Here is a 21,167-nt window from a genome sequence, read left to right as displayed (position 1 = left end):
CGGGGCGCCCTCACCCCAGCCCTCTCCCGCAGGCGGGAGAGGGGGCGCGCTGCGGCTCGGGGTTGGGCATTGAGCTACACACTGATGCGACTGCTTAATTCGTAGCAACTCAAGGCCTCCCGATTGTCATTCCGGAGCACGCGCGGAGCGCGTGAGCCCGGAATCCATAGCCCCTGCCCTTTGTTGTGACGCTCGGTGTCGCCGCGCGGTGCGCTTGTCGTGACTCCAGGGGGATATGGATTCCGGGTTCGCGCTGCGCGCGCCCCGGAATGACGGGGAGAGGTTGGTGTAAGGTGACTTCGGCCGGGCCGGTGGTCTCTATGCTGCGGTCTGTTGGGGGCTCATGGCTTGTGGCGTATCGCTCTACACTGGTCCGCTCCACCTAACCCCGCGATCGCTGCGTCGGCTCACTCCCCCTCGTCGCTCGCCAGCAGGCCCTTCACCGCCCTGCCCCATCCGGCCAGCTTGCGCTCGCGTGTCGCCTGGCTCATCGCCGGGCGGAAGCGGTGGTCGAGGCGCCAGTTGTCGGCGAATTTGGCGGGCTCGGGGAAGACGCCGGCGCTGAGGCCGGCCAGATAGGCGGCGCCGAGCGCGGTGGTTTCCTGGATCACCGGGCGATCGACCGGGGCGTCGAGCAGGTCGGCGAGGCGCTGCATGGTCCAGTCGGACGCGGTCATGCCGCCGTCGACGCGCAGCACCGGGGTCGCGGCGTTGGCGCCGGCGCTCGACCAGTCGGCGCGCATCGCCGCCCACAGATCGTAGGTCTGGTAGCAGACGCTCTCCAGCGCGGCGTGCGCCAGCTCAGCCGGGCCGGTGTTGCGCGTCATGCCGAACAGCGCGCCGCGCACCCGCGGATTCCAGTACGGCGCGCCCATGCCGACGAAAGCCGGCACCAGATACACGCTCTGCATCGGGTCGGATTTGTCGGCGAGCGGACCGGTTTCGCTGGCGTGCTTGATGATGCCGAGGCCATCGCGCAGCCACTGCACCGCGCTGCCGGCGACGAAGATCGAACCTTCCAGCGCGTAGGTGCGCTTGCCGCCGAGCTGATAGGCGATGGTGGTGAGCAGCTTGTTGTGCGAGCGCACCGGCGTGGCGCCGGTGTTGAGCAGCGCGAAGCAGCCGGTGCCGTAGGTCGACTTGATCATGCCGGGCGTGAAGCACGCCTGGCCGATGGTCGCCGCCTGCTGATCGCCGGCGATGCCGCGGATCGCGATCGGGGCGCCGAACAGCTCGTAGTCGCTGTCGCCGAAATGCGCCGAGGAGTCTTTCACCTGCGGCAGCATCGAGCGCGGCACGCCGAGCAGCCTCAACAGATCGTCGTCCCACTCGGCGGTGTGGATGTTGAACAGCAGCGTGCGCGACGCATTGGTGGCGTCGGTGGCGTGGACCCGGCCGCCGGTCAGCCGCCACAGCAGATAGCAGTCGATGGTGCCGAAGCGCAGCTCGCCGCGCTCGGCGCGGGCGCGCGCGCCGGGCACGTTGTCCAGCAGCCAGGCGACCTTGGTGCCGGAGAAATACGGATCGACGATCAGACCCGTCTTCTCGGTGATCATCGGCTCATGGCCGTCGGCCTTCAGCCGGGTGCAGAACTCCGCGGTGCGGCGGTCCTGCCAGACGATGGCGCGGTGAATCGCCTTGCCGGAGATGCGGTCCCACACCACCACGGTCTCGCGCTGGTTGGTGATGCCGATCGCGGCGATGTCGGCGGCGGCAGCGCCGGCCTTTTCCATCGCCTCGCGGCAGGTCGCCAGCGTCGAGGTCCAGATGTCCTCGGGCTCGTGCTCGACCCAGCCGGAGGCCGGGAAATGCTGCGGAAATTCGCGCTGCGCCGAGGCCGCGATCGAGATGTCGTCGCGGAACAGGATCGCGCGCGACGAGGTGGTGCCCTGATCGATGGCCATCACGAAAGACATGAGCGTTCGTCCCGGAATCTGGATGAAGAAAGTGTTGGCCCGCACACCACCCGATCGCGCCCGCGCCGTCAATATGGGCAGTTCCGATGTGCGACGGGCGGTGAATCCCCTTCAAACGGCCGCAGGACTGTGGTTTGTCGGGAGGGCGATCCAAGCTCTGGATGGTGGCAAGCCTCTCGTTTCGTCATTGCGAGCGAAGCGAAGCAATCCATCGCCGTGCACCGGGCTGGATTGCTTCGTCGCTTCGCTCCTCGCAATGACGGCCCGGTTGCAATGGACCCGCTGCTGAAAATCGTGATCGTCGACGAGAACCCGGTGCGCGCCGGGATTCTCACCGAGGGGCTGCGCGAAGCGGGCATGTCGCAGATCACCTATTTGGCGGCGACCACCAATTTGCTGGCGCGGATCTACGAGATCGACCCTGACGTCATCCTGATCGACCTGGAGAACCCGAGCCGCGACATGCTCGAGCAGATGTTCCAGGTCAGCCGGATAGTGAAGCGGCCGATCGCGATGTTCGTCGACCAGAGCGACACCGCCTCGATCCAGGCCTCGGTCGACGCCGGCGTGTCGGCCTACATCGTCGACGGGCTGAAAAAAGAGCGAATGAAGCACATCCTCGATCTGTGCATCTCGCGCTTCAACGCCTTCGCCAATCTCGAAAGCGAACTGCACCGCGCCCGCAGCGCGCTGGAAGATCGCAAGGTGATCGACCGCGCCAAGGGCATTCTGATGAAGGCCAAGGGGCTGAGCGAGGAGCAGGCCTATGTGCTGCTGCGGACCGCGGCCATGAACGAGAAGAAGAAAATCGCCGAGATCGCCCAGTCGGTGGTCACCGCGTCGGAGATGCTGAAATGAGCGAGCGCCTGCGCATCGGATTCATCCCGCTGGTCGACGCCGCCGCGCTGATCGTCGCGGTCGACAAGGGCTTCTGCGCGCAGGAGGACCTCGACGTCGAGCTGGTGCGCGAGATCTCCTGGGCCAATGTGCGCGACAAGTTCAACATCGGCCTGTTCGATGCCGCGCACCTGCTGGCGCCGATGGCGGTCGCCTCCAGCCTCGGCATCGGCCACATCCGCGTGCCGGTGATCTCCGGCTTCGGGCTGGGCGTCAACGGCAACGCCATCACGGTGTCGCCGGATCTGCACGCCGCGATCGCCGCCAATGTCGACGGCGACATCGCCGATCCGGTGGTGTCGGCACGGGCGCTGGCGCGGGTCGTTGCCGAGCGCAAGTCGCTCGGGCTGGAGCCGCTGACCTTCGGCATGACCTTCCCGTTCTCCAGCCACAACTACGACCTGCGGTTCTGGATGGGCGCCGGCGGCGTCGATCCAGACGAGGACGTGCGGCTGGTGGTGCTGCCGCCGCCCTACATGGTGGAGAGTCTCGCCAACAAGCATCTCGACGGCTTCTGCGTCGGCGCGCCGTGGAATTCGGTGGCGATCGATCTCGGCATCGGCCACATCCTGCACTTCACCTGCGAGCTGTTTCAGCGCGCCGCGGAGAAGATGCTGGCGGTGCGCGCCTCCTGGGCCGAGGGCCATCCCGATACGCTGCTGCGGCTGATCCGGGCGCATGACCGCGCCGCGCAGTTCATCGAGTACGAGGGCAATCGCGACGAGGTCTGCGCCATCCTCACCGCACCGGGCCGCATCGAGGTGACGCCCGAGCTGATCCGCCGCACGCTCGACGGCCGGCTCAAGGTCTCGCCGGACGGCACCTATCGCGAGACTGGCCGCTATCTGCTGGTCGGCCGCGAAGCCGCGGCGCGGCCCGATCCGGTGCAGGGCGCGTGGAACTACGCGCAGATGGTGCGCTGGGGCCAGGCCCCGCTGTCGGCCGAGCTACTTGCCGCCGCCAAGGCGGTCTTCCGCCCCGACCTCTACGACGCCGCGGTCGGCGGCACACCGATCCTGCCGATCGCCCCCGCCGACGGCATCGGCGAATGCACCGGCACGACGTTCGATCCGGACGACATCGCGGGCTATCTGTCGGCGCTGGAGATCAGGCGCTGAGGCGCGGTTGGCTCCTCGCTTCACCCTCCCCTTAAGGGGGAGGGTCGGCACGCTGATCGCGCAGCGGACTGCGTGACGGGGGGGTGAGCCGCGCGCACAGCGGATGAACTCTTCGCCACCCCGCTCGCTCCGCGAACGACCCTCCCCCTCCAGGGGAGGGTAAAGGCCGGCTTCTCCTCCCCGTCATTGCGAGCGCAGCGAAGCAATCCAGAAAGCCCCGAAACGAGGCATGGATTGCTTCGTCGCTGCGCCCCTCGCAATGACGGCCAGCTTCCTGCCTTCGCTCTGACGCGCTGCACAATCCATCATCACTCTGCTCATCGTTGCTGCGCGAATGCGCAGCGTTGGCGGCTGATCAGATTAGCGGCGTAAGCTGCCAAGCGATTGGAAGTTCTCAGTAAACGCGTTCCGCCAGCGACTGGCACGGTTTTCGCTACTCTTGGAACGGGTCACCGATGGGTGCCCGGCGTCCATCGATAAACTGGCGACAGCAACGCTGCTGTCCTGGCCCGCGCAAGCAGGGCCAGGCAGCAGCGTTTTTTTTCGTGCATCGGCCGGACGCCGCATGAGGACAGGTAGTGGGCAAACAGGGTCGTGCGACCCCAGCAGGGAATAGGGCAACGATGATCAGCAAGGACCGCATCGGAAGCAAAGTGAGCCGCCGCCAACTCCTGAAGGCCGGCGGCAGCGCAGCGGCACTGCTCGCTGCAGCGAAGCTGAACTTTCCCGGCGGCGCCTACGCGCAGGATGCCGGCCCCGAAGTGAAGGGCGCCAAGCTCGGCTTCATCGCGCTGACCGACGCCTCGCCGCTGTTCGTCGCCAAGGAGAAAGGCATCTTCGCCAAATACGGCATGCCCGATGTCAGCGTCGAGAAGCAGGCGTCGTGGGGCACAACGCGCGACAACCTCGTGCTCGGCTCCGAAGGCAACGGCATCGACGGCGCGCATATCCTGACGCCGATGCCGTATCTGATCTCGTCCGGCAAGGTGACGCAGAACAACGTGCCGACGCCGATGTACATCCTGGCGCGGCTCAACCTGAACGGTCAGTGCATCTCAGTCGGCAAGGAATACGCGAACCTCAAGGTCGGCCTCGACACCGCGCCGTTCAAAGTCGCGCTGGAGAAGAAGAAGGCGTCCGGCAAATCGGTGAAGGCGGCGATGACCTTCCCGGGCGGCACCCACGACCTGTGGATCCGCTACTGGCTCGCCGCAGGCGGCATCGACCCTGACAAGGACATCGAAACCATCGTGGTGCCGCCGGCCCAGATGGTGGCCAACATGAAGGTCGGCACGATGGACTGCTTCTGCGTCTGTGAGCCGTGGAATCTGCAGCTGATCCATCAGGACATCGGCTACACCGCGCTCACCACCGGCGAGCTGTGGGACAAGCATCCGGAGAAATCGCTCGGCATGCGTGCCGCCTGGGTCGACAAGTACCCGAAGGCCGCCAAGGCACTGCTGATGGCGGTGATGGAAGCGCAGCAATGGTGCGAGGACCCTGCTAATCGCGAAGAGACCGCGCGGATTTGCGCCAAGCGGCAGTGGATCAACGTGCCGGCCGAGGACGTTATCGACCGCATGAAGGGCAAGTTCGACTACGGCACCGGCCGCGTCGTCGAGAACTCGCCACAGCAGATGCGGTTCTGGAAGGACAACGCCTCCTATCCGTTCCAGAGCCACGACCTGTGGTTCATGACCGAGGATATCCGCTGGGGCAAGTACGAGCCCGGCTTCGACAGCAAGGCGCTGATCGCCAAGGTCAACCGCGAGGATCTGTGGAAGGACGCCGCGAAGACGCTCGGCGTCGCGGCCAGCGACATTCCGACCTCGACGTCGCGCGGCAAGGAGACGTTCTTCGACGGCAAGGTGTTCGATCCGGAAGATCCGGCCGCGTACCTGAAGTCGCTGACGATCAAGCGCATCGAAGCCTGACGATCACGCCAACGATCACCTCGGCCGCGCTCGCCGCGCGGCCCTCCCCTTCAGACGACGGAGTGTCACCCCGATGTCGATGACCGCCCTGAAATCCGAGACCGAGACCGTCACCGCGCTCACGCCGCCGTCGTCCGCCGTGGTGACGATGCGGCCGAAACAGCAGCCGCGCGGCGACTCATACATCAAGGCCACGCGCGAGATCGCTGCCCGAGTGATCCCGCCGCTGATCGTGTTCACGCTGTTCATGGTGATCTGGGAGCTGCTCTGCCGGCGCACCGGCTCGGCGCTGCCGCCGCCGTCCAAGGTCTACAGCGACACCAAGGAGTTGATCTTCGATCCGTTCTTCGATCGCGGCGGCATCGACAAAGGTCTGTTCTGGCATCTCAGCGCGTCGCTGCAGCGCGTCGCGTTCGGCTATTCGCTCGCCGCCGTTGCGGGCATCGCGCTCGGCACGCTGGTCGGGCAGTCGGTGTGGGCGATGCGCGGGCTCGATCCGATCTTCCAGGTGCTCCGCACCATCCCGCCGCTGGCGTGGCTGCCGCTGTCGCTCGCCGCGTTTCGCGACGGCCAGCCCTCGGCGATCTTCGTGATCTTCATTACGTCGATCTGGCCGATCATCATCAACACCGCGGTCGGCATCCGCAACATCCCGCAGGACTATCGCAACGTCGCCGCGGTGGTGCAGCTCAACCCGCTGGAGTTCTTCTGGAAGGTGATGCTGCCCTCGGCGGCGCCCTACATCTTCACCGGCCTGCGCATCGGCATCGGCCTGTCGTGGCTGGCGATCATCGCGGCCGAGATGCTGATCGGCGGCGTCGGCATCGGCTTCTTCATCTGGGACGCCTGGAATTCCTCGCACATCAGCGAAATCATTCTGGCGCTGTTCTATGTCGGCATCGTCGGCTTCGTGCTCGACCGGCTGATCGCCGGGCTCGGGCGGCTCGTCACCCACGGCACCTCGGCGGACTAAGGAGAAGGTCATGACCGCTTATCTCAAGCTCGATCACCTCGACAAGACCTTCACCCGCGGCTCCGCCACCACCGAGGTGTTGAAGGACGTTAGCCTGGACATCGCGCAGGGCGAATACGTCTCGATCATCGGCCATTCCGGCTGCGGCAAGTCCACGCTGCTCAACATCGTCGCCGGCCTCACCGGCGCGACCCAGGGCGGCGTGCTGCTGGAGAACCGCGAGGTCAACTCGCCCGGGCCGGACCGCGCCGTCGTGTTCCAGAACCACAGCCTGCTGCCGTGGCTGACCGTGTACCAGAACGTCCGGCTCGGCGTCGACAAGGTGTTCGCCAAGACCAAGAGCCGCGCCGAGCGGCACGACTGGACGATGCACAATCTCAACCTCGTGCAGATGGGCCACGCCAAGGACAAGCGGCCGTCGGAAATCTCCGGCGGCATGAAGCAGCGCGTCGGCATCGCCCGCGCGCTGGCGATGGAGCCGAAGGTGCTGCTGCTCGACGAGCCGTTCGGCGCGCTCGACGCGCTGACCCGCGCGCATCTGCAGGACTCGGTGATGGCGCTGCATCAGAAGCTGAACAACACCATCCTGATGATCACCCACGACGTCGACGAGGCGGTGCTGCTCAGCGATCGCATCGTGATGATGACCAACGGCCCGTCGGCACGAATCGGCGAAGTCCTCGAGGTGCCGCTGCCGCACCCGCGCAAGCGCCTCGAGCTGGCGACCAACGCGACCTACCTGAAATGCCGCCAGCGCGTGCTGGAATTCCTGTACGAGCGACACCGGTTCATCGAGGCAGCGTGAGGATCATGCGGAATCGACACAAGTAACGTCGTCATTCCGGGGCGCCGCGCAGCGGCGAGCCCAGAATCCATAACCACCGCCAGGGGATATGGAGTCCGGGCCTGCGCCCCAAGCGAGGCGCATCCCGGAATGACGAAGCAAATGAGGCACCCGTCATTGCGAGCCCAGCGAAGCAATCCATGCCGCGAGTACAGACTGGATTGCTTCGTCGCGGAGCCTGTGCTCGGACGTCGCGAAGCGACGATCCGGGTGCTCCTCGCAATGACGCGGTGAACGGCAAACAGGAGGACCGACCATGAGTCCCGACCAGATCGCCCTCGTGCAGCAGAGCTTCGCCAAGGTCGCGCCGATCTCCGAGCAGGCGGCCAGCCTGTTCTACGGCCGGCTGTTCGACATCGCCCCCGAGGTGAAGCCGCTGTTCGCCAAGGCCGACATCCGCGAGCAGGGCAAGAAACTGATGGGCACGCTCGCCGTCGTGGTCGGCGGCCTGACCAACCTGCCGTCGATCCTGCCGGCCGCCAGCCGTCTCGCCAAGCATCACGTCGGCTACGGCGTCAAAGCCACGCACTACGCCCCGGTCGGCGCCGCGCTGCTGTGGACGCTCGAACAGGGCCTCGGCGACGCCTGGACGCCCGAACTCGCCGAAGCCTGGACCGGGGCCTACACCACGCTGTCGAGCTACATGATCGCCGAAGCGTACGGCGTGGCGGCGTGATGGTGACGCTTGCGACATTGCGCATGAACTCGGGCGTCAGCCGCGACGCACGGCGCCCCCACCCTCCCCTGGAGGGGGAGGGTCGCTCGCGCAGCGAGCGGGGTGGGGTGGCGAAGAGTTCATCCGCCGTGCTCGCGGCTCACCCCACCCCGTCCCGCATCTCGCTGTGCGAGCTGCGGGCCGACCCTCCCCCTCCAGGGGAGGGTGACGCGCCCTCCGGTGCACGCGCTCTACTGCGCGATGAGGCGCAGCGATGAGCGAGCCTCTGGTCATCATCGGCAACGGCATGGCGGCGGTGCGGCTGGTGGAGGAGCTGGCCAAGCATGCACTCGGCCGCTATGCGATCGCGGTGATCGGCGACGAGCCGCGGCTCGCCTATAATCGCGTGCTGCTGTCGTCGGTGCTGGCGCGGGAAGTCTCCAAGGCCGAGATCGAATTGCGGCCGGCGCAATGGTGGCGCGACCGCGGCGTCACGCTGCTGTACGGCCAGAGCGCCGCCGCCACCGCGATCGACGCCGGCATCCGCCGCGTGCGGCTCGCCACCGGCGCGACGCTGCCGTTTTCCAAGCTGGTGATCGCCACCGGCTCGAAGCCGATCCGGCTGAACGTCAAGGGCATGGACCTGCCCGGCGTGCTGACCTTCCGCGATCTCGCCGACGTCGCGGCAATCGAGGACGCCGCCTCGGGCGGCCGCCGCGCCGTGGTGATCGGCGGCGGGCTGCTCGGGCTGGAGGCCGCCTATGGCCTCGCCAAGGCGGGCGCTGAGGTCACCGTGGTGCATCTGATGGACCGGCTGATGGAGCGTCAGCTCGATCCGACCGCCGCGGCGATGCTGAAGCGCGCCGTCGAGAGCAAGGGCATCGCGGTCGAACTCAGTGCCGACACTGCGGCGATCAGCGGCGACGGCCGCGTCGAGGCCGTGGAGTTGAAAGACGGCCGCACCCTGCCCGCCGATCTGGTGGTGGTCGCCGCCGGCATCCGGCCGAATGTCGAACTGGCGCGCGGCGCCGGCATCGAGATCGGCCGCGGCGTTCTGGTGAACGATCAGCTGCAGACCAGCCTGCCCGGCATCTACGCGATCGGCGAATGCGCCGAGCATCGCGGCGCCTGCTACGGCCTGGTCGAGCCCGCTTACGAGCAGGCGCGCGCGCTGGCGTCGTATCTGTCCGGCGGCGATGGTGCGTATCGCGGCAGCGTGCTGGCGACCAATCTCAAGGTCTCGGGCGTCGATCTGTTCTCCGCCGGCGACTTCCTCGGCGGCGCCGGCTCGGAAGCCATCGTGATGACCGATCCCGGGCTCGGCAGCTATCGCAAGCTGGTAATCAAGGACGGCAAGCTGACCGGCTGCGTGTTGTTCGGCGATACCAATGACGGCCTCTGGTATCTCGAACTGATCCGCTCCGGTCGTTCGATCGAAACCATCCGTAACGACATGATGTTCGGCCGCGCGCTCGCCGCCCGCGCCGACAAGACCGTGGCGGCGTGAGGGGACTGATGGGCAGCGAATTCACGATCGACCAGAAGCGCTATCTCGAAGGCTTCGCCTCCGGCGTCACCGCCGCGCGCGCGCAGCGCGGCGCCCTGCCCGCGGCCGGCGGCCCGCAGCCGTCCGGCCCCGACGCGATCCATCTCGCCGCGCAGGACCGCTTCACCGCCGCCGGCAAGAAACTCGCCGAGCAGGAGAAGTGGAAGCGCGAGGAACATCCGTTCGACGCCTATCGCCGGCTGAAGCAGCAGGCGAAGGACAATGTGCCGCCGAAGCCCGCCGATAATTTCCGCTGGCGCTATTACGGCCTGTTCTACGTCGCGCCGGCGCAGAGCTCGTATATGTGCCGGCTGCGCATCCCCAACGGCGTGCTGAGTTCGTGGCAGATGCAGGGCCTCGCGGACATCGCTGATAACTGCGCCGGCGGCTATTCCCACGTCACGACGCGCGCCAATCTGCAGATGCGCGAGATCGAACCGAAGAACGCTGTGACGCTGATCGAGGGCATCGAGTCGCTCGGCCTGTGGGCGCGCGGCTCCGGCGCCGACAACATCCGCAACGTCACCGGCAGCGCGACGGCCGGCATCGACCCGCAGGAACTGATCGACACGCGGCCCTATGCCCGCGAGTGGCACTTCCACATCCTCAACGAACGCGCGCTGTACGGCCTACCGCGAAAATTCAACGTCGCGTTCGACGGCGGCGGGCTGATCCCGACGCTGGAGGACACCAACGACATCGCGTTCCAGGCGGTAAGCATCACCGAGGGCCACGGCGTCGAAGCCGGCGTGTGGTTTCGGCTCGCGCTCGGCGGCATCACCGGGCACAAGGACTTTGCCCGCGACACCGGCGTGATCGTAAAGCCCGACGAAGCCACCGAGGTGTCGGACGCGATCATCCGCGTGTTTATCGAACACGGCGACCGCACCGATCGCAACAAGTCGCGGCTGAAATACGTGCTCGACCGGTTCGGTTTCGATGAATTTCTGAAGCTCGTCGAAGAGAAGCTCGCGCGCAAGCTGGTGCACGTGCCGGCCGAGGCTGCGCAGCCGCGCCCGGCGCAGGATCGCAGCGCCCATATCGGCGTGCATCCGCAGAAGCAGCCCGGGCTGAACTGGATCGGCGTGCGACTGTCGCTCGGCCGGTTGTCGTCGGACCAGATGCGCGGTCTCGCCGCCATCGCGCGCAGCTTCGGCGACGGCGATATCCGCCTCACCGTGTGGCAGAACCTGTTGATCTCCGGCGTCGCCGACGCACGTGTCGCCGACGCGACCGCCGCGATCGTCGCGCTCGGCTTCGCGATCGACGCCAGCCCGCTCCGCGCCGGACTGATCGCCTGCACCGGCGCCACCGGCTGCCGCTTCGGCGCCGCGCAGACCAAGGAGACCGCCGAGGCGATCGCGCAGCATTGCGAGCCACGCGTCGCGCTCGACACCCCGATCAACATCCATGTCACCGGCTGCCACAACACCTGCGCGCAGCATTACATCGGCGACATCGGCCTGATCGGCGCGCGCGTGCCGATCTCCGACGAGGACAGCGTCAACGGCTTCCACATCCATGTCGGCGGCGCATTTGGTGATCGCGAGGCGATCGGCACCGAGGTGCTGCGCGACGTCAAGCAGGAGGATGCGCCGCGCGTGATCGAGCGGATGCTCGGCGTCTACCTGGCGCAGCGGAGCTCGCCGGCCGAAAGCTTTCTCGACTTCACCCGGCGCCACGACGAAGCCGCCCTGAAGCAACTGTTCGCCTTCGCGCCGGAGACCACGGCATGAGCCAGAATATGCCGCCCCCGATCCCGATGCTGATCCCGGACAACGCACCGTTCTCCGACGAGCAGCGCGCCTGGCTCAACGGCTTCTTTGCCGGGCTGGTGTCGCTCGACAGCGCCGGGGTGACCGCACTGTCTCCCGTTCAGGCCGCTGCGCTGCTCGCCGGCGGGCCGGCGCCTGCCGCGGAAGACGATGACGGCGGCGCGCCGTGGCACGACCAGACGCTGCCGATCGCCGAGCGCATGCAGCTTGCGGACGACAAGCCGCTGCGCTGGAAGCTGATGGCGGCGATGGCGCAGCAGGATTGCGGCCAATGCGGCTACGACTGCCGCAACTACTCGGCTGCGATCTTCGAGGGCAAGGAAACGCGGTTGAACCTGTGCGCACCCGGCGGCAAGGACACCGCGCGGATGGTGAAGACGCTGGCCGAGCAGATCGGCAGCGCGCCGAAGGCTGAGGCCACGCCGGCTGTGACGACCGAAGCTGCGCCCGCAGCCGCGCTGCCGCCGCGCGGCACCTCGCGCGACAATCCGGCGACTGCGAAAGTGCTGGCGCGCCGGCGCTTGAACAAGGGCGCGTCCGAGAAGGAGACCTGGCACATCGAGTTCGAGCTCGAGGACGGCCTCGCCTATGAGGTCGGCGATTCCTTCGGGCTGTTCCCGAGCAACGATCCCACGCTGGTCGAGATGGTGCTGACGGCGCTCGGCGCGCCGGGCGACTTCCCGATCGGGGCCCGCACGCTGCGGGCGGTGCTCACCGACTCCGTGTCGCTGTCGCCGGCCCCCGACATGCTGTTCCAGCTGATCAGCTACATCACCGGCGGCGACAAGCGGAAGACCGCACGCGCGCTGGCGAACGGCGAGGATCCCGACGGCGACGCCGCGACGCTCGACGTGCTGGCGGCGCTGGAGAAGTTTCCCGGCATCCGGCCCGATCCCGAAGCCTTCGTCGAGGCGCTCGATCCGCTGCAGCCGCGGCTGTATTCGATCTCGTCGTCGCCGAAGCCGATCCCCGGCCGGCTGTCGCTGACGGTCGATTGCGTGCGCTATCAGATTGGCAAGCGGCAACGCCTCGGCGTCTGCTCGACCGGCCTCGCCGAGCGCGTCAGCCCCGGCGACAACGTGCGGGTCTATGTGCAGAAGGCGCACAATTTCGCGCTGCCGGCCGATCCCAACCAGCCGATCATCATGATCGGCCCCGGCACCGGCGTCGCGCCGTTCCGCGCCTTCCTGCACGAGCGACAGGCGGTGCAGGCGCCGGGCAAGAACTGGCTGTTCTTCGGCCACCAGCGTAGCGCCTGTGACTTCTTCTACGACGACGAACTCAACGCGATGAAGCGCAGCGGGCTGCTGACTCGGCTGTCGCTGGCTTGGTCGCGCGACGGCACCGAGAAGATCTACGTGCAGGACCGCATGCGCGAGGTCGGCCGCGATCTGTGGAGCTGGCTGACCGAAGGCGCCAACATCTATGTCTGCGGCGACGCCAAGCGGATGGCCAAGGACGTCGAGCTGGCGCTGGTCGACATCGTCGCCCAGCACGGCGCGCGCACGCCGGCGGAGGCCACCGCCTTCGTGTCCGATTTGAAGAAACACGGCCGCTATCAGCAGGACGTCTACTGATGAACGCATCCGCGCAGCATCCCCTCGCGGTGCGCACCACCTGCGCCTATTGCGGCGTCGGCTGCGGCGTCCTCGCCAAGCCCGACGGCCGCGGCGGCGCGGCGATCAGCGGCGATGCGGAGCATCCGGCGAATTTCGGCCGGCTGTGCTCGAAGGGCTCGGCGCTCGGCGAAACGCTGGGGCTCGGCACGCGGCTGCTGCATCCGATGCAGCGCGGCGTCGACGGCGCGATGGCGCGCACGACCTGGGACGACGCGCTCGCCCGCGTGGCGAACGGCTTCGCCGACATCATCGCCAAGCACGGCCCGGACTCGGTCGCGTTCTATCTGTCGGGGCAGTTGCTCACCGAGGACTACTACGTCGCCAACAAGCTGATGAAAGGCTTCATCGGCTCGGCCAATGTCGACACGAATTCGCGGCTGTGCATGGCCTCCTCGGTCGCCGGCCATCGCCGCGCCTTCGGCAGCGACACCGTGCCGGGTAGCTACGCCGATCTCGACGAGGCCGACCTGATCGTGCTGGTCGGCTCCAACGCGGCGTGGTGCCATCCGGTGCTGTATCAGCGCATGCTCGCCAACAAGCGCGCGCGCGACGCGAAGATCGTGGTGATCGATCCGCGCCGCACCGCCAGCGTCGAGGACGACGATCTGCATCTGCCGGTCGCGCCCGGCATGGACACCGCGCTGTTCAGCGGCCTCCTGGTGCATCTCGCCGACACGCTGGCGCTCGACTACACCTATCTCGCCGCTCACACCACCGGCTTCACCGAAGCGCTGGTGCGCGCCCGCGAGATCGCGCCGGATCTCACCGCCGTCGCGGCAGCCACCGGCGTCGGGGCGGCCGACATCGCCCGCTTCTTCGCGCTGTTCCGCGGCACCGACAAGGTCGTCACCTGCTATTCGCAGGGCGTCAACCAGTCGGCGCAGGGCACCGACAAGGTGAACGCGATCATCAACTGCCATCTCGCCACCGGGCGGATCGGCAGGCCCGGCATGGGGCCGTTCTCGCTGACCGGCCAGCCCAACGCGATGGGCGGCCGCGAGGTCGGCGGACTCGCCAATCAGCTCGCCGCCCATATGGACTTCACGCCGGAGGCGATCGACCGCGTCGGCCGGTTCTGGCGCGCGCCGAACATGGCGCAGCGCGAGGGGCTGAAAGCTGTGCAGCTGTTCGACGCCATCGGCCGCGGCGAGATCAAAGCGCTGTGGATCATGGCGACGAACCCGGCGGTGTCGCTGCCGCGTGCGGACTACGTCCGCGACGCGCTGCGCAAGCTCGACCTGCTGGTGATCTCCGAGAACGTGATCAGCAACGACACCGTCGCCGCCGGCGCGCATGTGCTGCTGCCCGCCGCGGCCTGGGGCGAGAAGGACGGCACCGTCACCAACTCGGAGCGCCGGATCTCGCGGCAGCGCGCGTTCCTGCCGCTGCCCGGCGAAGCCAGGCCGGATTGGTGGGCCGTCAGCCAGGTGGCGCGACGGATGGGCTTCGGCGACGCCTTCGCCTATCGGTCCGCCGCGGACATCTTTCGCGAGCACGCCGCGCTGTCGGCCTTCGAGAACGACGGCGCGCGGGATTTCGACATCGGCGCACTGGCGACGCTCAGCGACGATGCCTTCAACGCGCTCGATCCGACGCAATGGCCGGCGCACGCGGGCGAACCGCTCGCCGACTCGCGCTTCTTTGCGGCGGGCGGATACTACACACCGGACCGCAAGGCGCGGCTGATCGCGCCGGAGAGGCCTGCGCTGCATGAGGCGCCCTCGCCCGCGTTCCCGCTGCTGCTGAACACCGGCCGCATCCGCGACCAGTGGCACACCATGACGCGCAGCGGGCTCAGCCCCCGGCTCGGCGCCCATTTGCCCGAGCCGTTCGTCGAGCTGCATCCGGACGACGCCGCCCAGCATGGACTGCGCGATGGCGGCTGCGCGCGGATTACGACGCGCTACGGCGCCTGCATCCTCAAGGTGGCGATCAGCGCCGGGCAGAAGCGCGGCGCGCTGTTCGCGCCGATCCATTGGAGTGGCGAGACCGCGGCGACCGCGCGCGTCGGCGCGCTGGTGGCGCCGATCACCGATCCGTTCTCGGGCCAGCCGGAAGCCAAGGCGACACCGGCGGCGATCGCGCCCGTTACTTACGCGCTGCGCGGCTTTGTGCTGTCACGCGCAGCGTTACAGCTGCCGGCGGAGAGCTGGTGGGCGAGGGTCGCGGTGCGTGGCGGCACGGCGGCGCTGTTCGCCAGCAACGCGCCGGCGGCCGAGTGGCGCACCCACGCCGCCGAGCTATTCGGCGACGACGTCGAACTCGCCGAATATCTCGACGAGCCGCGGCAGAGTTTTCGCGCGGCTGCGTTTCAGGACGGCAAGCTGGTCGGCTGCCTGTTCGTCGGCCCGGCCGAGGCGCCGCCGCAATGGGACGCCGTGAAGGCGCTGTTCGAGGCCGAAGCGCTGGAGACTCAGCAGCGCCGCGCGGTGCTGTCCGGCCGCTCCACCGACGGCCTCGCCGACGCCGGCCCGATCGTCTGCGCCTGCTTCGGCGTCGGCCTTCACACCATCCGCGACGCGCTCGAAAGCGGCGCCGCCGTCAGCGTCGAGGCGATCGGCCAGAGCCTGCGCGCCGGCACCAATTGCGGCTCCTGTTTGCCGGAGCTGCGCAAGATCGTGGCGGGGGCGAAGGTGAGCGAGACGGCGTGAGGCTCGCCCGCGTGGGCACGGCGCTGCGCGCCTCCGCCCGACCTACGGCCTCTCGGTCGTCATTCCGGGGCGCGCCTCTTGGCGCGAACCCGGAATCCATAACCCCTGTGCCCCCGGTTGGTCACCAGAACAGTTCATTGAGTGAACGCTATCGCCCTCTCCACAAGCACTGAGTCCTCATCCTGAGGAGCCGCGCCCAGCGCGGCGTCTCGAAGGATGGGCCACGATGGAACGGTGGCCCATGGTTCGAGACGGCGCTTCGCGCCTCCTCACCATGTGGTTGTGCGTGTGGCGACGTCAGCTTGCGGGCTCTGATCGATCAGAAGCAGAACGGCTCTACGAGATCGGCTGCCGTGCGCAACCGCCAGCGCTGCGGCGTATGGATTCCGGGCTCGCGCTGCGCGCGCCCCGGAATGACGAACGAGAGGATTGGGAAGCGAACTACACCGACGCGGTCGTCACGCCGCCGTCGATCACGATGGTCTGGCCGGTCATGAAGGTTGAGGCGTCGGAGCCGAGATACGCGACGGCGCCGGCGATCTCATGCGGCTCGCCGATGCGGCGCAGCGGGGTGCCGGCGGTGCGGCGCTTGAGGTTGGCTTCGTCTTCCCACAGCGCGCGGGCGAAATCGGTCTTGACCAGGCCCGGCGCGATGGCGTTGACGCGCACGCCCTTCGGTCCGTATTCGCCGGCGAGGCTGCGGCACAGCGCGAAGTCGGCCGCCTTGGAGATGCCGTAGGCGCCGATCACGGTGGAGCCGCGCAGGCCGCCGATCGACGAGATGATCACCACCGAGCCCGAGCCGCGCTCCGCCATCTGCGGCATCGCGCGGGCGCACAGCCACAGATTGCTCTTCACGTTCGACGCCATGATCTTGTCGAAGGCTTCGTCCGGAATGTCGAGCAGCGGGCCGTAGTAGGGATTGACCGCAGCGTTGCAGACCAGGATGTCGACCTTGCCGTATTTCGCGGTGGCGCCATCGATCAGCGCGTCGACCTCGGCCTTGCGCGAAATGTTGCAGGCGATGACGTGCGCGTCGCCGCCATCCTCGCGGATACCCTCGGCGACTTCCTCGCACGCATCGGCCTTGCGGCTCGACACCACCACCTTGGCGCCGAGTTTGGCCAACAATTCCGCCGACGCCCGCCCGATGCCGCGCGACGAACCGGTGACGACGGCAACCTTGCCGGTGAGATCGAACGGATTGGCGGCCATGGCGGGCTCCCTGGGGTTTGTTGTTGTTTGCTTTGTTAGTTACGTGCCCCGGACGCTGCGCAGCGCGCCGCACTTGCGGCGTGATGCGCTGCTGATCCGGGGCCCCGGTTTTTGGTGTGCTGGAGCTAAGTAACCGGGGTCCCGGATCTGCGCAGCGGCATGAAGAATGCCGCAGCGCGTCCGGGACACGGGGTTATCACCCAAGCGCAGCGCTCAGATCAGCCCGCCGCCATTGCTGACTTGCGTCAGATGGTGCTCGGTGTCGCCAAAGGTCTGCTCGATCATGGTCAGCCGCTTGAAGTAGTGGCCGATCTTGGCTTCCATGGTCATGCCGATGCCGCCGTGGAGCTGGATCGACTGCTGTCCGACGAACTTGCCGGACTTGCCGACCTGCACCTTCGCGGCCGAAATCGCGTTGGCGCGTTCCTTGGCGTCGTCGAATTCGGCCGCCATGGTGGCGAACATCGCCATCGAGCGGGCCTGTTCGGTGGCGACGAACATGTCGGCGGCGCGATGCTGCAGCACCTGGAAGCTGCCGATCGGCACGCCGAACTGCTTGCGGGTCTTGATGTACTCGACCGTGGTGGTGAGCGACTCGTCCATCGCGCCGACCGCCTCCGCGCACAGCGCGGTGCGGGCGTCGTCGACCACCGCCTCGATCAGCGGCAGGCCGTTCGCCGGATCGCCGATCGCCGCATCGGCGCCGACTTCGACGCCAGTGAAGGTGATGTCGGCGGCGCGCTGGCCGTCCTGGGTCGGATAACCCTTGCGCGACACACCCTTGGCGTCCGCCGGCACCAGAAACACGCCGATGCCGTTGCGATCACGCTGGCCGCCCGCGGTGCGCGCGGTGACCACCAGCGTGTCGGCGGCCTCGCCGTTCAGCACGACGAACTTCTCGCCATCGATGACCCAACCGTCGCCCTTCTTCTTGGCGGTGGTGGAGACGTCGGCGAGATCCCAGCGCGAGTTCTTTTCGAGCTGGGCGAACGCGAAGGTCTTGCTGCCGTCGATGATGCCGGGCAGATGCGCGGCCTTCTGCGCGGCCGAACCGGCGCGGCGCAGGAAGCCGCCGGCGACGATCACGGTCGGCAGATACGGCTCGAGCACGAGCGCGTGGCCGAGCGCTTCCATGACGATCATGGTCTCGACCGCGCCGGCGCCAAAGCCGCCGTCTTCTTCCGAGAACGGCAGACCGAGCAGGCCCTGCTCGGCGAACTTGCCCCAGACGTCCCGGCTCCAGCCGTCCTTTTCCTTGGCGTACTTCTTGCGGCTGTCGAAATCGTACGAGGACTTGAGCAGGCCCTCGACGCTGTCCTTGAGGAGCCGCTGCTCTTCCGACAAATCAAAATCCATAGTGATGCTTCCTTGAATAGCAAAATCGACCGGGCGTCATTGCGAGGAGCGAAGCGACGAAGCAATCCGGCTTCCGTGCGTGTGGCTCTGGCTTGCTTCGCTTCGCTCGCAATGACGGAGGGGACGCCGCGCCTTACAGCCCGAGCACCGCCTTGGTGATGATGTTGCGCTGGATCTCGTTCGAGCCGCCGTAGATCGACACCTTGCGGTTGTTGAAGTAGCTCGGCGCGATCTGCGCGGTCCAATCCATCGTCTCGTTGCTGTCGTCGTCACCGTGCACGTCGTAGGGCGCGGCGAACGGGCCGATCACTTCCATCAGCAGTTCGGTGGTGGCCTGCTGGATCTCGGAGCCCTTGATCTTCAGCACCGACGATGCCGGGTTCGGCTTGCCCTTGCCGTGCTTGCCTTCGTCGGCGACGACGCGCAGCTGCGTCAGTTCGAGCGCCTTCAGCTCGATCTCGACCGCGGCCAGCTTCTCTCGGAACTTGCTGTCCTCGATCACCGGCTTGCCACCGGCTTCGACCTTGGAGGCGAGTTCCTTGATGCGGCGGATGCGCTCCTTCGACATGCCGACGCGGGCGATGCCGGTGCGCTCGTTGCCGAGCAGGAACTTGGCGTAGTCCCAGCCTTTGTTCTCTTCACCGACGAGATTCTCGATCGGCACCTCGACGTCGTCGAAGAACACCTCGTTGACCTCGGCGCCGCCGTCGATCGTCTGGATCGGGCGCACGGTGATGCCCTTGGTCTTCATGTCGACCAGGATGAAGGAGATGCCTTCCTGCTTCTTGGCGGTCGGATTGGTGCGGCACAGGCAGAAGATCCAGTCGGCGTATTGCGCCAGCGTGGTCCAGGTCTTCTGACCGTTGATGATCCACTTGTCGCCCTTGCGCTCGGCCTTGGTCTTGAGCGAGGCGAGGTCCGATCCCGAGCCCGGCTCGGAAAAGCCCTGGCACCACCAATCCTCGACGCTGGCGATGCGCGGCAGGAAGCGCTTCTTCTGCTCCTCGCTGCCGAAGGTGTAGATCACCGGGCCGACCATCGACACGCCGAAGGCGAGCGGCTGCGGCGCGGGCGCGGCCTGCAGCTCTTCGTTGAAGATGTAGTGCTGCACGCTGCTCCAGCCCGTACCGCCGTATTCCTTCGGCCAGTGCGTCACGCCCCAGCCTTTCTTGTGGAGGATGCGATACCACTCCACCATGTCTTCCTTCGACGGATGCCGGCCCTCGACCAGCTTCTGCCGGGTCTTCGGCGGCACGTTGTCCTTGAAGAACTGCCGCACCTCGTCGCGAAACGCGATTTCTTCCTTGGTGAAATTCAGATCCATCGGATCCTCCTGGGTCGAATTAGCTATCGAACTATCCGCGTCATTCCGGGGCGCGAGCGCAGCTCGCGAGCCCGGAATCCATACTCACCGCCAGGGGTTATGGATTCCGGGCCTGCGCCCCAAGAGGGGCGCATCCCGGAATGACGAACTCTTTTGTTACTGCACGATCTCGAACAAGCCCGCCGAGCCCATGCCGCCGCCGACGCACATCGTGACCACCGCATACTTCGCCTTGCGGCGACGGCCTTCGATCAGCGCGTGGCCGGCGAGGCGTGCACCCGACATGCCGTAGGGGTGGCCGACCGAGATCGCGCCGCCGTTGACGTTGAGCTTTTCCGGATCGATGCCGAGCTTGTCGCGGCAGTACAGCACCTGCACGGCGAAGGCCTCGTTGAGCTCCCACAGGCCGATGTCGTCGACGCTGAGGCCGTGGCGCTTCAGCAGGCGCGGCACCGCGAACACCGGGCCGATGCCCATCTCGTCCGGCTCGCAACCGTAGGAGACCATGCCGCGGAAGATGCCGAGCGGCTTGAGGCCCTTCGCGGCCGCGGTCTTGTCGCTCATGATCACCGTGGCGGAGGCGCCGTCCGAAAGCTGGCTGGCATTGCCGGCGGTGATGGTGAAGCCCTCGCCGCGCACGGCCTTGAGGCCGGCGAGACCTTCGGCGGTCGTCTCCGGCCGCGGACCTTCGTCCTGCGACAGGGTGATGTCCTTGAACGACACCGCGCCAGTGGCCTTGTCGACGACGCCCATCTTGGTTGCAATCGGCGCGATCTCGTCGGCGAACTTGCCGCCCTGCTGCGCGGCCGCGGTGCGGCGCTGGCTCTCCAGCGCATACTCGTCCTGCGCCTCGCGCGAGATGTTGTAGCGCTTCGCCACGGTCTCGGCGGTGTCGAGCATCGCCATGTAGACGTCGCCCTTCAGCGCTTCGAGCGCCGGATCGACGGCGTGGAAGGTGTTCATCTTGTCGTTCTGCACCAAGCTGATCGACTCACCGCCGCCGCCGACCGCGATCTCGACGCCGTCGAAGATCACTGAACGCGCCGCGAGCGCCATCGCCTGCAGGCCGGAGGCGCACTGCCGGTCGATGGTGGTGCCCGCGGTGGTCACCGGCAGGCCGGCGCGGAGCAGCGCCTTGCGGGCGATGTTGCCGCCGGTGGCGCCCTGCTGCAGCGCCGCGCCCATCACCACGTCTTCGACTTCCTTCGGGTCGATGCCGGCGCGCTTGACGGCGTGCTCGATGGCGTGGCCGAGCAGGGTCGCGCCCTCGGTAGCGTTGAGAGCGCCGCGATACGCCTTGCCGATCGGCGTGCGCGCGGTGGAAACGATGACGGCCTCGGTCAT

At 67.4% G+C, this 21,167-nt stretch carries 15 protein-coding genes; 10 read left to right on the top strand and 5 right to left on the bottom strand.

The features are described 5' to 3' along the window. Positions 1-407 precede the first annotated feature (407 nt). Complete coding sequence (gene glpK / locus ACFFJ6_RS05985; protein WP_378385348.1) at positions 408-1,916, bottom strand: glycerol kinase GlpK; 1,509 nt, start codon at positions 1,914-1,916, stop codon at positions 408-410. 273 nt (positions 1,917-2,189) lie between these two features. Between glpK and ACFFJ6_RS05980 the strand changes: the two genes are divergently transcribed. The 10 genes from ACFFJ6_RS05980 to ACFFJ6_RS05935 all read left to right on the top strand — a co-directional run bounded on the left by ACFFJ6_RS05980 (position 2,190) and on the right by ACFFJ6_RS05935 (position 15,928). Beyond that, positions 2,190-2,774 (top strand): ANTAR domain-containing response regulator, encoded by a 585-nt coding sequence (locus tag ACFFJ6_RS05980; protein WP_254984438.1) that lies wholly within the window; start codon positions 2,190-2,192, stop codon positions 2,772-2,774. After that, the gene (locus ACFFJ6_RS05975) at positions 2,771-3,931 is read left to right on the top strand and encodes a CmpA/NrtA family ABC transporter substrate-binding protein (protein WP_378385345.1); all 1,161 of its coding nucleotides are present in this window, start codon (positions 2,771-2,773) and stop codon (positions 3,929-3,931) included. The genes ACFFJ6_RS05980 and ACFFJ6_RS05975 overlap by 4 nt, the downstream gene beginning before the upstream one ends. A 623-nt stretch (positions 3,932-4,554) precedes the next feature. Then, on the top strand, positions 4,555-5,865 hold the full coding sequence (locus ACFFJ6_RS05970) for a CmpA/NrtA family ABC transporter substrate-binding protein (RefSeq protein WP_378385343.1): 1,311 nt from the start codon (positions 4,555-4,557) through the stop codon (positions 5,863-5,865). Between the two features lie 73 nt (positions 5,866-5,938). Continuing rightward, positions 5,939-6,838: a nitrate ABC transporter permease gene (gene ntrB / locus ACFFJ6_RS05965; protein WP_378385341.1), complete on the top strand. Its 900-nt coding sequence runs from the start codon at positions 5,939-5,941 to the stop codon at positions 6,836-6,838. Positions 6,839-6,848: 10 nt separating this feature from the next. Continuing rightward, positions 6,849-7,643 (top strand): ABC transporter ATP-binding protein, encoded by a 795-nt coding sequence (locus ACFFJ6_RS05960; protein WP_378385339.1) that lies wholly within the window; start codon positions 6,849-6,851, stop codon positions 7,641-7,643. A gap of 295 nt (positions 7,644-7,938) precedes the next feature. Continuing rightward, positions 7,939-8,358: a globin family protein gene (locus ACFFJ6_RS05955; RefSeq protein WP_378385337.1), complete on the top strand. Its 420-nt coding sequence runs from the start codon at positions 7,939-7,941 to the stop codon at positions 8,356-8,358. Between the two features lie 253 nt (positions 8,359-8,611). Further along, a complete protein-coding gene (locus tag ACFFJ6_RS05950; RefSeq protein ID WP_378385335.1) occupies positions 8,612-9,844 on the top strand; it encodes an NAD(P)/FAD-dependent oxidoreductase in 1,233 nt (410 codons plus the stop codon). Positions 9,845-9,852: 8 nt separating this feature from the next. Then, positions 9,853-11,619 carry a NirA family protein gene (locus ACFFJ6_RS05945; protein ID WP_378385333.1) on the top strand — a complete coding sequence of 589 codons (1,767 nt, stop codon included), beginning with the start codon at positions 9,853-9,855 and terminating at the stop codon, positions 11,617-11,619. Further along, entirely contained in the window at positions 11,616-13,235 is a 1,620-nt protein-coding gene (locus ACFFJ6_RS05940; protein ID WP_378385331.1) for a sulfite reductase subunit alpha, read from the top strand. The genes ACFFJ6_RS05945 and ACFFJ6_RS05940 overlap by 4 nt, the downstream gene beginning before the upstream one ends. Next, positions 13,235-15,928, top strand: a complete 2,694-nt coding sequence (locus tag ACFFJ6_RS05935; protein WP_378385329.1) for a molybdopterin-dependent oxidoreductase — start codon at positions 13,235-13,237, stop codon at positions 15,926-15,928. Before ACFFJ6_RS05940 ends, ACFFJ6_RS05935 begins: the two co-directional genes overlap by 1 nt. Before the next feature lie 441 nt (positions 15,929-16,369). On the opposite strand, the gene ACFFJ6_RS05930 is transcribed toward ACFFJ6_RS05935, so the two are convergent. From ACFFJ6_RS05930 to ACFFJ6_RS05915, 4 genes are all read right to left on the bottom strand, one after another. Next, positions 16,370-17,143, bottom strand: coding sequence for an SDR family NAD(P)-dependent oxidoreductase (locus tag ACFFJ6_RS05930; protein ID WP_378385327.1), 774 nt, complete (start codon positions 17,141-17,143; stop codon positions 16,370-16,372). Between the two features lie 213 nt (positions 17,144-17,356). Continuing rightward, positions 17,357-18,499 carry a pimeloyl-CoA dehydrogenase small subunit gene (pimD, locus tag ACFFJ6_RS05925; protein ID WP_378385325.1) on the bottom strand — a complete coding sequence of 381 codons (1,143 nt, stop codon included), beginning with the start codon at positions 18,497-18,499 and terminating at the stop codon, positions 17,357-17,359. A 133-nt stretch (positions 18,500-18,632) separates the two neighbouring features. Beyond that, a complete protein-coding gene (gene pimC / locus ACFFJ6_RS05920) occupies positions 18,633-19,823 on the bottom strand; it encodes a pimeloyl-CoA dehydrogenase large subunit (protein ID WP_378385323.1) in 1,191 nt (396 codons plus the stop codon). A 156-nt stretch (positions 19,824-19,979) separates the two neighbouring features. Then, positions 19,980-21,167, bottom strand: coding sequence for an acetyl-CoA C-acyltransferase (locus ACFFJ6_RS05915; protein ID WP_378385321.1), 1,188 nt, complete (start codon positions 21,165-21,167; stop codon positions 19,980-19,982).

It is taken from the genome of Rhodopseudomonas telluris, from assembly GCF_042432815.1.
Classification (GTDB): Bacteria; Pseudomonadota; Alphaproteobacteria; order Rhizobiales; family Xanthobacteraceae; genus Rhodopseudomonas; species Rhodopseudomonas telluris.
Note: the sequence above shows the minus strand (reverse complement) of the source record. Positions and strands in the feature narration are given on the sequence as shown.

Coding starts and splice junctions, on each gene's coding strand:
- glpK (WP_378385348.1), bottom strand. CDS start 1,916: ATGTCTTTCGTGATGGCCATCGATCAGGGCACCACCTCGTCGCGCGCG.
- ACFFJ6_RS05980 (WP_254984438.1), top strand. CDS start 2,190: ATGGACCCGCTGCTGAAAATCGTGATCGTCGACGAGAACCCGGTGCGC.
- ACFFJ6_RS05975 (WP_378385345.1), top strand. CDS start 2,771: ATGAGCGAGCGCCTGCGCATCGGATTCATCCCGCTGGTCGACGCCGCC.
- ACFFJ6_RS05970 (WP_378385343.1), top strand. CDS start 4,555: ATGATCAGCAAGGACCGCATCGGAAGCAAAGTGAGCCGCCGCCAACTC.
- ntrB (WP_378385341.1), top strand. CDS start 5,939: ATGTCGATGACCGCCCTGAAATCCGAGACCGAGACCGTCACCGCGCTC.
- ACFFJ6_RS05960 (WP_378385339.1), top strand. CDS start 6,849: ATGACCGCTTATCTCAAGCTCGATCACCTCGACAAGACCTTCACCCGC.
- ACFFJ6_RS05955 (WP_378385337.1), top strand. CDS start 7,939: ATGAGTCCCGACCAGATCGCCCTCGTGCAGCAGAGCTTCGCCAAGGTC.
- ACFFJ6_RS05950 (WP_378385335.1), top strand. CDS start 8,612: ATGAGCGAGCCTCTGGTCATCATCGGCAACGGCATGGCGGCGGTGCGG.
- ACFFJ6_RS05945 (WP_378385333.1), top strand. CDS start 9,853: ATGGGCAGCGAATTCACGATCGACCAGAAGCGCTATCTCGAAGGCTTC.
- ACFFJ6_RS05940 (WP_378385331.1), top strand. CDS start 11,616: ATGAGCCAGAATATGCCGCCCCCGATCCCGATGCTGATCCCGGACAAC.
- ACFFJ6_RS05935 (WP_378385329.1), top strand. CDS start 13,235: ATGAACGCATCCGCGCAGCATCCCCTCGCGGTGCGCACCACCTGCGCC.
- ACFFJ6_RS05930 (WP_378385327.1), bottom strand. CDS start 17,143: ATGGCCGCCAATCCGTTCGATCTCACCGGCAAGGTTGCCGTCGTCACC.
- pimD (WP_378385325.1), bottom strand. CDS start 18,499: ATGGATTTTGATTTGTCGGAAGAGCAGCGGCTCCTCAAGGACAGCGTC.
- pimC (WP_378385323.1), bottom strand. CDS start 19,823: ATGGATCTGAATTTCACCAAGGAAGAAATCGCGTTTCGCGACGAGGTG.
- ACFFJ6_RS05915 (WP_378385321.1), bottom strand. CDS start 21,167: ATGACCGAGGCCGTCATCGTTTCCACCGCGCGCACGCCGATCGGCAAG.